This is a genomic window from Metabacillus sp. SLBN-84 (assembly GCF_053629595.1).
Window position 1 is genome coordinate 1340966 of sequence record NZ_JBRJIP010000001.1, and the last position, 15181, is coordinate 1356146.

At 45.8% G+C, this 15181-nt stretch carries 13 protein-coding genes; 11 read left to right on the forward strand and 2 right to left on the reverse strand.

Features of this window, described 5'->3' with window-relative positions:
• The first annotated feature begins 11 nt into the window (after positions 1 to 11).
• The 3 genes from queA (at position 12) to yajC (ending at position 2580) form a co-directional block, all read left to right on the forward strand.
• Entirely contained in the window at positions 12 to 1040 is a 1029-nt protein-coding gene (gene queA / locus RKD52_RS06580) for a tRNA preQ1(34) S-adenosylmethionine ribosyltransferase-isomerase QueA (RefSeq protein WP_454101153.1), read from the forward strand.
• A 27-nt stretch (positions 1041 to 1067) separates the two neighbouring features.
• On the forward strand, positions 1068 to 2213 hold the full coding sequence (tgt, locus tag RKD52_RS06585) for a tRNA guanosine(34) transglycosylase Tgt (RefSeq protein ID WP_029279418.1): 1146 nt from the start codon (positions 1068 to 1070) through the stop codon (positions 2211 to 2213).
• A gap of 82 nt (positions 2214 to 2295) precedes the next feature.
• The gene (yajC, locus tag RKD52_RS06590; protein WP_282033011.1) at positions 2296 to 2580 is read left to right on the forward strand and encodes a preprotein translocase subunit YajC; all 285 of its coding nucleotides are present in this window, start codon (positions 2296 to 2298) and stop codon (positions 2578 to 2580) included.
• Positions 2581 to 2631: 51 nt separating this feature from the next.
• On the opposite strand, the gene RKD52_RS06595 is transcribed toward yajC, so the two are convergent.
• Positions 2632 to 2979 (reverse strand): TIGR04086 family membrane protein, encoded by a 348-nt coding sequence (locus RKD52_RS06595; RefSeq protein ID WP_369734752.1) that lies wholly within the window; start codon positions 2977 to 2979, stop codon positions 2632 to 2634.
• Between the two features lie 181 nt (positions 2980 to 3160).
• Here RKD52_RS06595 and RKD52_RS06600 point away from each other — a divergent pair, with 181 nt between their 5' ends.
• Positions 3161 to 3811 carry a DUF421 domain-containing protein gene (locus tag RKD52_RS06600; protein WP_454099116.1) on the forward strand — a complete coding sequence of 217 codons (651 nt, stop codon included), beginning with the start codon at positions 3161 to 3163 and terminating at the stop codon, positions 3809 to 3811.
• A 3-nt stretch (positions 3812 to 3814) separates the two neighbouring features.
• Here RKD52_RS06600 and spoVB read toward each other — a convergent pair whose 3' ends face one another.
• Complete coding sequence (gene spoVB / locus RKD52_RS06605; RefSeq protein ID WP_454099117.1) at positions 3815 to 5377, reverse strand: stage V sporulation protein B; 1563 nt, start codon at positions 5375 to 5377, stop codon at positions 3815 to 3817.
• Between the two features lie 142 nt (positions 5378 to 5519).
• Here spoVB and RKD52_RS06610 point away from each other — a divergent pair, with 142 nt between their 5' ends.
• The 7 genes from RKD52_RS06610 (at position 5520) to RKD52_RS06640 (ending at position 15178) form a co-directional block, all read left to right on the forward strand.
• Positions 5520 to 5816: a post-transcriptional regulator gene (locus RKD52_RS06610; RefSeq protein ID WP_454099118.1), complete on the forward strand. Its 297-nt coding sequence runs from the start codon at positions 5520 to 5522 to the stop codon at positions 5814 to 5816.
• A 35-nt stretch (positions 5817 to 5851) separates the two neighbouring features.
• Positions 5852 to 8107 (forward strand): protein translocase subunit SecDF, encoded by a 2256-nt coding sequence (secDF, locus tag RKD52_RS06615; RefSeq protein ID WP_454099119.1) that lies wholly within the window; start codon positions 5852 to 5854, stop codon positions 8105 to 8107.
• Between the two features lie 112 nt (positions 8108 to 8219).
• A complete protein-coding gene (locus tag RKD52_RS06620) occupies positions 8220 to 8654 on the forward strand; it encodes a cell wall hydrolase (protein WP_454099120.1) in 435 nt (144 codons plus the stop codon).
• Positions 8655 to 8844: 190 nt separating this feature from the next.
• Positions 8845 to 9189, forward strand: coding sequence for a LapA family protein (locus RKD52_RS06625; RefSeq protein ID WP_454099121.1), 345 nt, complete (start codon positions 8845 to 8847; stop codon positions 9187 to 9189).
• A 760-nt stretch (positions 9190 to 9949) separates the two neighbouring features.
• On the forward strand, positions 9950 to 12292 hold the full coding sequence (gene recJ, locus RKD52_RS06630; protein ID WP_454099122.1) for a single-stranded-DNA-specific exonuclease RecJ: 2343 nt from the start codon (positions 9950 to 9952) through the stop codon (positions 12290 to 12292).
• A 16-nt stretch (positions 12293 to 12308) separates the two neighbouring features.
• Positions 12309 to 12821: an adenine phosphoribosyltransferase gene (locus tag RKD52_RS06635; RefSeq protein WP_454099123.1), complete on the forward strand. Its 513-nt coding sequence runs from the start codon at positions 12309 to 12311 to the stop codon at positions 12819 to 12821.
• Between the two features lie 164 nt (positions 12822 to 12985).
• Positions 12986 to 15178, forward strand: a complete 2193-nt coding sequence (locus RKD52_RS06640; protein ID WP_369734764.1) for a RelA/SpoT family protein — start codon at positions 12986 to 12988, stop codon at positions 15176 to 15178.
• Positions 15179 to 15181 lie beyond the last annotated feature (3 nt).

A 15181-nucleotide genomic window follows, 5' to 3' on the forward strand; every position in this document is an offset into this window, starting at 1 on the left:
GGTGAAAAATGATGAAAGTAGATTTGTTTGATTTTGATTTGCCTGAAGAATTGATCGCGCAGGTTCCTCTGCTCGAGCGGGACGCGTCAAGACTGATGGTGCTTGATAAAGAATCCGGATCGGTGGAACATGCCCAGTTCAAATCGATTATTGATTATTTTCAGGAAGGCGACTGTCTTGTTTTGAACAACACACGTGTTCTGCCTGCAAGACTCATTGGCGAGAAAAAAGATACAGGCGCAAAAATTGAACTGCTCTTGCTAAAACAGGAACAGGGAGATGTATGGGAAGTTCTTGCAAAGCCTGCCAAACGCGTGAAAGTCGGAACTGAAATCGTATTTGGCGACGGCATTTTGCGTGCGGTCTGCACAGGAGAGGCCGATCACGGTGGCAGAATGCTTGAGTTCAAGTACGAAGGTATTTTTTATGAGGCGCTTGACTCTCTCGGTAAAATGCCGCTGCCGCCGTACATTAAAGAACAGCTTGATGATCAGGAGCGTTATCAGACGGTATTCTCAAGAGAGGTCGGGTCTGCTGCAGCCCCGACGGCCGGTCTTCATTTTACCGAACAGATTCTTGAAGCTCTGAAAGAAAAAGGAGTCCATCTTGCGTTTATTACACTGCATGTCGGCCTCGGTACATTCCGCCCGGTTAGCGCTGACGTAGTGGAAGAGCACGAAATGCATGCCGAGTTTTATCAGATGAGCGCAGGCACAGCACAGCTGCTTAATCAGGTCAGGGAAAAAGGCGGACGGATTATCTCTGTCGGAACGACGTCGACCCGCACCCTTGAAACAATCGCGTCGGCAAATAACGGTACATTTAAGGAAGACAGCGGCTGGACCAATATCTTCATTTACCCGGGCTATGAATTCAAGGCAATCGACGGCATGGTGACCAATTTCCATTTGCCGAAATCGTCCCTGATTATGCTCGTCAGTGCTCTTGCAACAAGGGAGCACGTCATGCATGCCTACGAAACGGCTGTTAAGGAAAAATACCGTTTCTTCAGCTTTGGCGATGCCATGCTGATCATCTAGAAATACTGCCTTGAAGGAGGAAAAAAGGTGTCATATCCACCAATTCGCTATGAATTAATTAAAACGTGCAAGCAGACAGGAGCAAGGCTCGGACGGGTTCATACACCGCACGGGTCATTTGAAACGCCTGTTTTTATGCCGGTGGGAACGCTTGCGACGGTTAAAACAATGTCTCCGGAAGAGCTTGTTCAAATGGGAGCAGGCATTATTTTAAGCAATACGTATCATTTATGGCTTCGTCCCGGAAATGAAATTGTCAAAGAAGCGGGCGGCCTTCATAAATTTATGAACTGGGACCGTGCCATTTTGACGGATTCAGGCGGTTTCCAGGTATTCAGTTTAAGTGAATTCCGAAAGATCGAAGAAGAAGGCGTCCACTTCAGAAACCATCTGAATGGAGACAAGCTTTTCCTGTCTCCGGAAAAAGCGATGCAGATTCAAAATGACCTCGGCTCAGATATTATGATGGCATTTGATGAATGCCCTCCGTTCCCGGCAGAGTATGATTACATGAAAAAATCTGTTGAGCGGACAAGCAGATGGGCAGAGCGCTGTCTGACTGCACATGAACGTCCAAACGATCAGGGTCTATTCGGAATCGTTCAGGGCGGAGAATATGAGGAGCTCAGAAAACAGAGTGCAAGAGATCTGATTTCAATGGATTTCCCTGGTTACGCAGTCGGCGGGCTTTCAGTCGGAGAGCCTAAAGATGTGATGAACCGCGTGCTTGAGTTTACAACACCGCTGCTGCCTTCTGATAAACCGCGCTATTTGATGGGCGTAGGATCTCCTGATTCACTGATTGACGGGGCAGTGAGAGGCATTGATATGTTTGACTGTGTGCTCCCGACACGCATTGCGCGTAACGGAACCCTTATGACAAGCAAAGGCCGCCTGGTCGTCAAAAATGCAGCATTTGCCCGTGATTACGGTCCGATTGACGAGAATTGCGATTGCTATACGTGCCGCAATTACAGCCGCGCCTATATCCGCCATCTCATGAAGTGCGATGAAACATTCGGCATCCGATTAACTTCTTACCATAACCTTCATTTTCTGTTAAACTTAATGGAGCAGGTAAGACAGGCAATCCGCGAAGACCGCCTCGGGGATTTCAGAGATGAATTCTTCGAGCAGTACGGGTTCAATAAACCAAACGCGAAAAACTTCTAATTAGTTCGGCTGCCTGCCCTGCAGGCAGCTTCATAGATACGGTATCTCTTGGCAGCTGCCATATTTGAAAGGGGTGAAAAAAATGGAACTATTGACTACAGTTGGACCGCTGATTCTGATGTTTGCGATTTTTTACTTTTTGCTGATTCGTCCGCAGCAGAAGCAGCAGAAAAAAGTGCGTGAAATGCAGGACAGTCTGTCTAAAGGCGACAAAGTCGTTACAATCGGCGGAATGCACGGCATCGTTGATTCAATCGATGAAGAAAAAGTTGTCATCAAAGCAGGAGACGGATCCCGTCTGACATTTGACCGCCGCGCAATCCGCGATGTTGTTGAACAAAAAGGCATCTCAATGGAAAAAGCCTAATACATACGGCAAAAGCAAAAGAAGCGCCCGCGGGCGCTTCTTTTGTTTTTCCTATTTGGACCCTGACAAGTTGACTCCCATCACGCCGCCAAGCATGGCGATGGCAAGAAATCCCCCGTGATACATCGTCTGCTCCATCGTAAACGTCTTGCCGTAGCCCAAAAACTGAAAGAAAAAAATGATCAGCGTGTAAAGGAGTGCTGTTGTGCCTCCAACGAGCCATCCCCGTTCTTTGCCTTTTCCGCCCGCTATAAATCCCCCTATAAAGACAGCCAGAAATGAGAGGCCTAAAATAACCCACTTAATGGAATCCTCTGTTAATGAAGTGAATTTAAGCAGCAGAGAAAATAATAAGCTTACAGCAAGTGCTGCGATTAAAATACTTGATAAGCCATACATGATGGCTTTTCCCCATCTGCGCGTATTAATTCCAATCTCCCCCTCTGTTCCTTAGCTTGTTTTCGCTCGTCTTACTACCATCCTATTCACATGAAGCAAAAATAGAATCGAAATTGTTCTACATGAAAAAGGTTTATCCGTTCAAAATAAACGTATCGATGCAGCAAGGGGGCAAAAAAAAATGGAAGTGCATTTCATAATCATCGGACGCACCATTTTTCTGTACATTCTTATTCTGATTATTTTCAGATTGATGGGCAAACGTGAAATCGGGGAACTCAGCTTATTGGATCTTGTGGTCTTTCTGATGATTGCGGAAATGGCAGTCATGGCGATTGAAAATACGAATGATCCCCTGATTCATACGATTATTCCAATGTTTCTGCTTCTTTTGATCCAGATCAGTCTTGCCTACTTTTCACTGAAGAACCAGAAAGTGCGTGCACTGATAGACGGAAAGCCGACCATCATCATTGACAGAGGGAAAATCAATGAGCGTGCAATGAAAACCCAGCGCTACAATTTTGATGACCTCATGACTCAGCTTAGAGAAAAGGATGTAAATGACATAAGTGAAGTTGATTTTGCGATTCTCGAACCTTCAGGCAAACTGTCAGTTATAAAAAAAGAAAATGGCAGCGAGCATCAGGAGCTTCAGCTGCCGCTTATTGTGGACGGATTAATCCAGGAGGAAAATTTGTACCGGATCGGCAAAACGAATTTATGGCTGAGACAGCAGCTGAGAAAGCTCGGGTACTTTGATGTGAAGAATATTTCTCTTTGCACCCACAACAAACAAACTTTTTTTATAGATCTAATTGATGACAAGTAGGCATTATCGCGGCACAAATTTTGAAAGATGACCGCCGATAAACGGAAGTCTGCCGACATCGTCCTTCAATACAAGCCTGAAGGCTGCAAGAAGGATGCAGTATACAGAAAAAGTAAAGCAAACCGAAATCATCAGATTCATGCCCAAACCGAGGGGCAGAACCTTAAAAAAGAAATAGCCTGCAACGCCTGAGAGGATCATCGTTAAAAAGCATTTGAGATATTCACTCACTTTAATGGTCAGGGAAATAACTTTCATCACCGTTGCCAAATGCAGAAGGGTAACAAGCATGATGCCTGCCACAATCGCAAGCGCTGCTCCCATAATACCGAGAGAAGGCCTAGTAGCCAAAAGGAAGATCAGGGCGGTTTTTACTGCCGATCCGACAAAGCTGTTGATCATCGCGGCCTTTGCAAGGTTAAGGGCCTGCAGGACTGCCTGGAGAGGGCCCTGAAAGTAATAAAAGATAAAAAACGGAGCCATGACCTGGACAAAAATCGCGGCATGGCTGCTTCCGTACATAGCTGTCATGAGCGGATCTGCATAGATGTACAGAATGACGACGGCAAACCCTCCGGTTACTAAAGAGAGCCTGAAGGCCTGCTGGAGCCTGTGCTGAACAACATGTATTTTCTTTTGCGCCATCGCTTCGCTGATTGCGGGGACTAAAGCCGTTGAGAGAGAATACGTAATAAATGACGGAAGCATCAGAAGGGGCAGGGCATATCCTGTCAGCTCCCCGTACTGCTTAGTTGCCATTGTGGCGGTAAATCCTGCAATGGCAAGGCTCTGAGCCACTACAATCGGCTCGAAAAACCAGGCGATCGAACCGATCATGCGGCTTCCTGTAGTCGGAAGGGCGATGCTCATTAAATTCTGAAAGGTTGTTTTTCCTTCTTTCAGGGAAGTGAAAAATTTGCGGCGTATCCGGAACTTCTTTTTCATTTTAAACATGGAGAACATATACAAGAGGGAGATGAGTTCTCCTGCAACAGCTGATGCCATCGCCCCTGCAGCAGCGTATTCAATTCCGTAAGGCAAAAAGGTTTTTGTGCAGACAGCAATAAGAGAAATTCGCACAACCTGCTCAAGCACTTGTGAAATCGCAGCCGGACGCATATTCTGCTTGCCCTGAAAGTATCCTCTGAGGACGGAAGATACAGCGATGATCGGGACAACCGGCGAGATGGCAAGAAGCGGATAGAGCGTCCTTGGATCTGTCAGGAGCGAGTTTGATAAATACGGGGCGAGCAAAATAATGGCAGGTGTAAATATAAGGCTCAGCGTGCCGGTAACCGCAAGAGATACAATCAGGATTTTTTTAATTTTCCTCTGATTCCCTTCCGCTTCTGCTTCTGCCACAAGCTTTGAGATTGCCACCGGCAGCCCAAACTGAGTTATGGTGATGATCAGCACAAGTGTCGGCATAGCCATCATATAGAGTCCAACGCCTTCTTCTCCGATAAAACGGGCGACTACAATCCGGTTCATAAATCCAAGAACCCTGGTAATCAGGCCGGCGGCTATTAAAATGAGCGTCCCCTGTAAAAATGTTTGCTTTGACATCACGTTCCCCGCCTTCTCAAATAGCATCTAATCATATACAATTAACTATATGCGCTATGATTGGCCAAGCATGACAAGATGTTCGCGCATGGCCGCTGATAAAGTCCCGATCACGCATACATAATGAATGGAGGAGCGTGCCATGACCCAAAAGGATGAAATTGAAAAATACCGCCACCATGTGAAACCGGCGCTTGTCAGCAAAGCAGAAGAGTTTAAGATTCTTGACTACGGCGATGTGACAGAATCAGAGATATGGAATTACCTGAGAAATAAAAAATGGAAAAAGAAGACTGAGCTGATGGTTCACGAAATGGTGGCTGATATTATGGCTGTAAAACCGAATGAATTTATGACGTTTGCAACAATTGAGTCGTTTAAGTCCGGCAGCTGGTTTGACAGTGAAGAAGGCAGACAAATAGGCACGGCAAAAGAATAATACATATTGAACGGTTTTCTTAAGGAGGATGCAACATGGTTAAAAAGGGACGCATCATTGTTTTTTTCTTACTCGTCCTTTGCGTAGGAAGTTTAATCGGTGCTTTTGGGAACAAGGCTACAGGAAATATACTCCTTGGTCTTGACCTGCAGGGTGGGTTTGAGATTCTGTATGACGTTGAGCCTGCCAATGATGGGGATAAAATTGACAGAAATGCGCTCGTCAGCACGGTCAATGCCCTTCAAAAACGAGCGAATGTCCTTGGCGTAAGCGAGCCGAACATTCAAATTGAAGGCGAGAACCGCATCAGGGTGCAGCTTGCGGGAGTAAAGGATCAGAATCAGGCGAGGGAGATTCTTTCCACACAGGCTGAGCTGACGTTCCGCGATGTGAATGACAAGGTCATGATGAACGGATCAGACCTTGTCGAGGGAGCGTCTAAACAGACATTCGACCCGGAAACACAAGAGCCGATTGTTGCTGTAAAGCTGAAAGATGCTGATAAATTTAAAAAGGTAACACAGCAGATCTCTGCCATGGCGCCGCAAAATGAAAATCAGCTGGTCATCTGGCTTGATTATGCTGAAGGTGATTCCTATAAAGAGGAAGTATCAAAAGAGTCACCGAAATTTATTTCAAATCCAAACGTCAATGAAGTGTTTGATACAACAGACGTAACGATTACCGGTCAATTTACTGTGGAAGAAGCTAAAGATCTTGCCAATCTTCTTAATGCAGGATCACTTCCGGTTAAGCTGGTTGAAACGTACTCAACTTCAGTAGGAGCCCAGTTCGGAGAAGAAGCGCTTCAGACAACGGTTCTTGCAGGTATTATCGGAATCGGGTTCATTTTCCTTTTCATGCTGTATTTCTATCGTTTACCTGGAGTCATCGCAGTTGTAACCCTTACTACATATCTGTACTTTGTCTTGCAGGTATTCGACTGGATGAATGCCGTCTTAACACTGCCGGGTATTGCTGCATTGATTCTCGGGGTGGGTATGGCCGTTGATGCCAATATCATTACCTATGAACGGATTAAAGAAGAAATCAAGCTTGGAAAGTCAATCAGATCAGCTTACAGAGCCGGCAGCAGAAGGGCGTTTGCGACAATCTTTGATGCAAATATCACCACGATGCTTGCAGGCGGAGTGCTGTTCTTTTTTGGGACAAGTGCTGTCAAAGGATTTGCAACGAGTCTTATTCTCAGTATTTTAATGAGTTTCCTGACCTCTGTTTTCCTGAGCAGACTGCTGCTAGGTTTATTGGTGGAAAGCAGATGGCTTGATAAGAAGCCTGGATACTTCGGCGTAAACAAAAAAGACATTATTGATTTGAGCAAATCAACAGAAGATGTGGATGCGCCGACTAAATTTGATAAAGTGGATTTTGTTAAGCACCGCAAAAAATTCTTTGCAGCTTCCGGAATCCTGCTTGCTGCGGGTCTAGTACTGCTGATTATTTTCAGACTGAACCTTGGCATTGATTTTTCAAGCGGTACCCGCATTGAAATCGGTGCCGATAAGACACTGACAGCTGAAGAAGTTGAGAAAGATCTTGAATCGCTCGATCTTGAAGCAAAAGACATTGTCTTTGCAGGAAACCAGAACCAGACGGCTGTAGCAAGATTTGCCGGCGTGCTGGACAAAGGGGAAATTGCAGAGGTTAAAGATTTCTTTAATGAAAAGTACGGCAAAGAACCGAGCATCAGCACGGTTTCGCCTGAAGTAGGAAAAGAACTTGCCAGAAACGCCATGTACGGTGTGCTGATCGCCTCTTTGGGAATTATCATTTATGTCTCCCTGAGGTTTGAATACAAAATGGCCGTGGCTGCTGTTCTTGCACTGCTGTATGATGCCTTCTTTATCATTGCAGTATTTAGCATCACGCGTCTTGAAGTGGATATTACCTTTATCGCCGCTGTTCTGACGATTGTGGGGTATTCAATCAATGATACAATTGTTACGTTTGACCGGATAAGAGAGCTTTATAAGAAAACGAAGGTCAAAACATATGATGACCTGAAGAGTATTGTAAACAGAAGCCTTCAGCAGACGTTTACGCGATCAGTCAATACGGTCCTGACCGTCGTATTCTGCGTCATTGCGCTTATGGTCTTTGGAAGTGAATCCATCCGGAACTTCTCCATCGCGCTTCTGATCGGCTTAATTTCAGGAACCTATTCTTCCTTGTTCATCGCAGCACAGCTGTGGATGATGTGGAAGTGGAAAGAAATCCAAAAGAAAAGCAAAGCGAAAAATGTGCAGGAACAGGAAGAACCGATTGTTTAACTAGAACCGCGGAATCATTTCCGCGGTTTTTGTGTGCTGCTGCCTCTTCAGAAAAGGCCCTAAATAGCATCAAAGCGGCTGGTGTTCATACACTAAATATGGGGTGATATAAATGCCAAGGGTGAAATATACAAGTGCAGACGTTGATTTAGTGGCGAGAATGATGAGAGCAGAAGCAGAGGGGGAAGGAAAGCAGGGAATGCTTTATGTAGGCAATGTCATTGTTAACCGGGCGGTGGCGGATTGTCTCGATTTTAAGGATGTCAGAACGATCAGGCAGGTCATTTACCAGGTTCAGGGCGGTAATTATTCGTTTGAAGCGGTTCAAAAGGGGAATCTCTTTTACAGCAGAGCAAGATCTTCCGAACAGAAGCTTGCCAGAAGAACATTGGAATCCTGGAGAGATCATCCGGCTAAATTTGCCCTCTGGTATTTCAATCCATACGCGCCATGCCCTCCGACATGGTACGGCCAGCCACATTCGGGGCAATTTAAAAAGCATTGTTTTTATGAGCCTAAAGCAGGAACATGTGCGAGTGTATACTAAAAGCTGACAGCAGTCAGTGATGCAGGAGCTGAAAGCTTAAGCAGGTTCCCCCTTTCCCTATGAACACATTCATGCTTTCCATGCTAAAGGACATCATAGTAGAATGGGAAAATGATTCTCTTTGCCAGCATGTTTTGCGGACTGAAACATCCGGGTATAAAAGAGAATCGAAAGAAAGGGGGAGTACAGGATGAAAAGACAATGGAGTTTTCTTTTTGCCATCCTATTTGCACTTATTGTTGCTGTTTTTGCTGTCATCAACGTGGATTCGGTTGAAGTGGATTATCTGTTTGGAGAAGCCAGATGGCCTCTGATTCTGATTATTTTAGGCTCTGTTCTGCTTGGCGGCCTGATGATTGCTTCTGCCGGACTAACCAGAATTTTCTCCCTGCAGCGGAGAGTGAAGGCTCTTGAAAAAGAAAATGCCGAGCTGCTGAGTGAAAATGAAAAATTGAAGATGCAAGACGTTCCAGATGAAACGAAAAGCAGTTCTCATGGCGCAAAACAAATTGGCCAGACATCTGATGAGATGTAGAACTGCCCGGCTGATAAATTACAGGGAAAACGGCAGGCTTGTCCGCTATTATGGCGGATGGGCCTGTTTTTTGTGTAGAACGCCGGAACAAATTAAAAGGTAAAATCGTACCCGGCAAAGCCGGAAAACAAGAGTTGTAGGGTAAGCAAAGGAGCGAATCGTATCCAGCAAAGCGGAAAAACGGGTGGTGGAGGGTAAGCAAAAGAGCGAATCGTACCCAGCAACTCCGAAAAGCAGGTGGTGGAGGGTAAGCAAAAGAGCGAATCGTACCCAGCAACTCCGAAAAGCAGGTGGTGGAGGGTAAGCAAAAGAGCGAATCGTACCCAGCAAAGCGGAAAAACGGGTGGTGGAGGGTAAGCAAAAGAGCAAATCGTACCCAGCAGAGCCGAAAAACGGGTGGTGGAGGGTAAGCAAAAGAGCGAATCGTACCCAGCAACTCCGAAAAGCAGGTGGTGGAGGGTAAGGAAAAGAGCGAATCGTACCCAGCAACTCCGAAAAGCAGGTGGTGGAGGGTAAGGAAAAGAGCGAATCGTACCCAGCAACTCCGAAAAGCAGGTGGTGGAGGGTAAGCAAAGGATCGAATCGTACCCAGCAAAGCGGAAAAACGAGAACCGAAGGGTAAGCAAATAAAAAAACTCTCCCCCTCTTTCACGGCAAAGCTTCATCCTTCATTAGAATCCAATCACGGCACCTGGCATTTATATTCGTTTGTCACCCCATCCCGCCTCTAGTATAATAGGGTGGTTGAGGGGTGATTTTTTTGCTGAAAGCAAAGAACAGATGGGATGTTCACGAACACCATCCCGAAAAAATGAATGACTTGATGAATACTTTGAATCTTACGCCTCTGGTAGCTTCACTTTTGCTTAACCGGGGAATTGAATCGGCTGAAGAGGCCGACCAGTTTCTTCACATAGAAAAGCACGGCTTTCTCGATCCTTTTACACTGCTCGGCATGGATAAAGCTGTGCAGCGTATCCACAGCGCCATTGAGCGCGGGGAAAAAATTCTGATTTTCGGAGATTATGACGCGGACGGCGTAAGCTCGACGGTCGTCATGCTTGAGACGCTTGCTTCACTTGGAGCCAACGCCGATTTTTATATTCCGAACCGGTTCACAGAGGGCTACGGTCCGAATGAACCTGCATTCCGCAAAGCCCGTGAAGATGGCTATGCACTGATTATTACGGTTGATACAGGTATTTCTGCTGTCAACGAAGCGGCTCTTGCAAAAGAGCTTGGAGTCGATCTGATCATTACGGATCATCATGAACCGGGGCCGGTCCTACCGGATGCGTATGCTATCATCCATCCGAAGCAGCCCGGCTGCACATATGCATTTAAGGAGCTTGCGGGTGTAGGAGTTGCTTTTAAGCTTGCCCATGCGCTTTCAGGAAGTGTTCCTGAACACCTGCTTGAGATAGCAGCTATCGGCACAATTGCCGACCTGGTGCCGCTTCACGGGGAAAACCGTCTTATTGCACGACTGGGTATTCAGCAGATGAACCGGACAGAACGGACAGGATTAAAAGCACTTCTCAAAGCAGCAGGAGCTGACGGGAAAGAAGTGAATGAGGAGACCATCGGTTTTGCGGTTGGTCCCCGCATCAATGCGGTCGGACGCCTTGAGACAGCGGATCCAGCCGTCCGGCTCCTGATGTCTGCAGACAGTGAGGAAGCGGCAGAGCTTGCCGCCTACATTGATGGCTTAAACAAAGAGAGACAGAAAATTGTTTCTCAGATTACAGACGAGGCGATCGAACAGGTTGAGACCCTGTACCCAACAGATCAGCATTCTGTGCTTGTTCTTGCGAAAGAAGGCTGGAATTCGGGTGTCGTAGGAATTGTAGCCTCAAGAATAGTGGAAAAATACTACAGACCGGTAATTATTCTGAGCATTGATGCTGAAAAAGGAACGGCAAAAGGATCTGCAAGAAGCATTGCAGGTTTCGATCTGTTTGCCAATCTCTCAGAATGCCGTGATATTCTTCCTCACTTTGGCGGTCATCCAATGGCAGCAGGCATGACTCTTGAGCTCCAGCATGTCGATCAGCTGAGAGACAGACTGAATAATCTGGCCTCCGCTTCGCTGAAAGAAGAAGATTTTATTCCGATAAAAACGATTGATGCTGCATGCAGTGTTTCTGACGTTTCTGTGGAGTCGATTGAGAAAATAGCGAAGCTCGCCCCGTTTGGCATGGGAAATCCAAAACCGCTGTTTTTGCTCGAATCTGTACAAGTGGGGTCAATGAGAAAAATCGGTTCTGACCAGACCCACTTAAAGCTTGCAGTGGAGCAGGATCAAAAACAGCTTGACTGCATTGGATTCGGGTTCGGGCATCTGCATGATCACATGGCGCCGCTCGCAAAAGTGTCACTTGTCGGGGAATTGTCCATTAATGAATGGAACAATTTCAGAAAACCGCAGCTCATGATTCAGGATCTTGCGGTAAACGAGTGGCAGCTGTTTGATGCAAGAGGATCGCGCGATCTGAATAAAACGCTTGATAAGATGAAGGATAAAGAAAACGTTTATCTTGTTTTTCAAAAAGAGACACTGACTATGCTTAAGGATTCAGGGCAAAATATCGTCTATCTCGAAGATGAGGGTTCGGCAGAAAAAATGAAAGGCAAGTACATCACCTTTGTTGATACCCCGACATCCATCGAAAGTCTTGACGCACTGTTTGAAAATGTGCTTCCTGAACGCATCTATGCGGTTTTTCATCAGCATACCGATCATTTTTTCGCCACCATTCCGACAAGAGACCACTTTAAATGGTACTATGGCTTCCTGAAGCAAAAAGAAACATTTGACTTAAAAAAGCACGCAGAAGCCCTTGCACGCCACAAAGGATGGTCAAGTGAAACAATCAATTTCATGTCACAGGTGTTTTTTGACTTAGAATTTGCTACAATAGACAATGGCATTATTTCTGTCAATCATCAGCCGCCTAAAAGAGACCTCTCCGAATCTTCTTCGTATTCTGCCAAACTCCGCCAGCTGGAGCTTGAGAATACGCTGCTGTATTCGTCGTACCAGGACTTAAAGAAGTGGTTTGATGATCGGATGAAACAATCGAAGGCGCTTGTCAATGCATGAGGAGGACAAACTTAATATGGATTTAAAGAAATACGTGACAGTTGTTCCGGATTACCCGAAGCCGGGAATCCAGTTTAAAGATATTACAACGTTGATGGACAACGGTGATGCATACCGCTATGCAACAGATCAAATTGTTGACTATGCACGCAAACAAAACGTTGATATAATTGTAGGACCGGAAGCACGCGGATTTATTATCGGATGTCCGGTTGCTTATTCCCTTGGAGTAGGTTTTGCACCAGTCCGCAAAGAAGGCAAACTTCCGCGCGAAGTAGTCCGTGTTGAATACGGACTTGAGTACGGAAAAGACGTACTGACTATGCACAAGGATGCAATCAAGCCAGGTCAGCGCGTTCTGATCACAGATGATCTGCTTGCTACAGGCGGCACCATCGAAGCTACGATTCAATTGGTTGAGGAGCTTGGCGGAGTTGTTGCAGGGATTGCGTTCCTGATTGAGCTCAGCTATCTTGACGGTCGCAGCAAGCTTGATAAATACGATATCTTAACTTTAATGAAGTTTTAATCACATAGAAAAAAGCACTCGGGAATGGGTGCTTTTTCTCTTATTTAACTGCAGGCAAAGTACCGGCCGAAAGCTTGGCACAGAAAAGACGGTCTAACTCTTTACATCTTCTGTGTTTTTCATGATAATAGGTACAATAAAGTTCTCATTGTAAAGGTGATTCCATGGCTAATGAACAAGTACTGACTGCCGAGCAGGTCATAGAAAAGGCGAAGCGCTATTTAACCGGAGAAGACCTCGTCTTTATCCAGAAAGCCTATGATTATGCAGAAGAGGCGCATCGTGAACAATACCGGAAATCGGGTGAACCATATATTATTCATCCAATACAGGTCGCAGGGATACTGGTTGACCTGGACATGGATCCGTCAACAATCGCGGGTGGGTTTTTACATGATGTCGTAGAAGATACAGATGTAACACTTGATGACTTGAAACAAACATTTAATGATGAAGTCGCCATGCTCGTGGATGGGGTGACAAAGCTCGGAAAAATTAAATATAAATCACACGAAGAACAGCAGGCTGAAAATCATCGTAAAATGTTTGTCGCAATGGCACAGGACATTCGTGTGATCTTGATTAAACTCGCCGACCGCCTCCACAACATGCGCACACTGAAGCATCTGCCGCAGGAAAAGCAGCGCAGGATCTCAAATGAAACGCTGGAAATCTTTGCACCGCTCGCTCATCGTCTGGGGATTTCAAAAATTAAGTGGGAGCTTGAAGACACGGCTCTCCGCTACTTGAATCCGCAGCAGTACTACAGAATTGTCAATCTGATGAAGAAAAAGCGTGCAGAGCGCGAGGCCTACTTGGACGAAGTCATTGATGAAGTGAAAAACCGCGTTGGGGAAGTCAACATTAAGGCGGATTTTTCAGGACGTCCAAAACATATTTACAGCATATACCGGAAAATGGCCCTGCAGAATAAGCAGTTTAATGAAATTTATGACTTATTAGCCGTCAGAATTATTGTAAACAGCATAAAAGACTGCTACGCCGTACTCGGCATTATTCATACGTGCTGGAAACCTATGCCTGGGAGATTTAAAGATTATATTGCCATGCCGAAGGCGAATATGTACCAGTCCCTTCATACAACCGTCATCGGTCCTAAAGGAGATCCGCTTGAAGTGCAGATCCGCACGAAGGATATGCACACGATTGCAGAATACGGGATTGCTGCACACTGGGCGTATAAAGAAGGCAAAGAGACAGAAGAGCAGTCAACACTTGAGCAGAAACTGACCTGGTTCCGTGAAATTCTGGAGTTCCAGGATGATACGACAAACGCCGAAGAGTTTATGGAGTCTCTTAAAATCGATTTGTTCTCTGACATGGTGTTCATTTTCACGCCAAAAGGCGACGTCATTGAAATGCCTTCAGGCTCAGTGCCGATCGATTTTGCCTACCGCATTCACTCAGAAATAGGCAATAAAACAATCGGGGCAAAAGTGAACGGAAAGATTGTGACCCTTGATTATAAACTCAAAACAGGCGATATTATTGAAATTATGACGTCCAAGCATTCTTATGGTCCAAGCCAGGACTGGCTCAAGCTTGCCCAGACGTCACAGGCTAAAAACAAAATCCGCCAGTTTTTCAAAAAGCAGCGCCGCGAGGAAAACGTTGAAAAGGGAAAAGAAATGGTTGAAAAAGAGATTAAAAATCTCGACTTTGAACTGAAGGACATCCTGACAACGGAGAATCTGAAGCGCGTTTCTGAGAAATTCAATTTCTCAAATGACGAAGATATGTATGCTGCTGTCGGGTACAACGGCATTACGGCAGCCCAGGTTGCCAACAGACTGACGGAAAAGCTCCGCAAAAAGCGGGATATGGAACAGGAAAAAGATATCTCAGAGGTCATTTCTGAGGTGCGTCCGTATCCGTCCAAAAAGCGGGACAGCGGGGTAAGAGTCAAAGGTATTGACAACCTTCTGATCCGTCTATCCAAATGCTGCAATCCGGTTCCGGGTGACGAAATTGTCGGCTTTATCACGAAGGGCCGGGGAGTTTCCGTTCACAGAGATGATTGTCCGAATGTACACACGGACGAGGCACAGGCCCGTTTAATTCCGGTCGAATGGGAAACGCAGCTTGATGCACGAAAAGAGTACAACGTGGAAATTGAAATTCTTGGGTATGACAGAAGAGGCCTATTGAACGAGGTGCTTCAGGCTGTCAACGAGACGAAGACGAACATTTCATCTGTTGCAGGGAAATCCGACCGCAACAAAGTGGCGACAATCAATATGGCGATTGCCATCTCCAATATCAGCCACCTTCATAAAGTGGTTGAGAGAATCAAGCAGATCTCAGATATCTATTCTGTAAGAAGAATCATGAACTAGAAA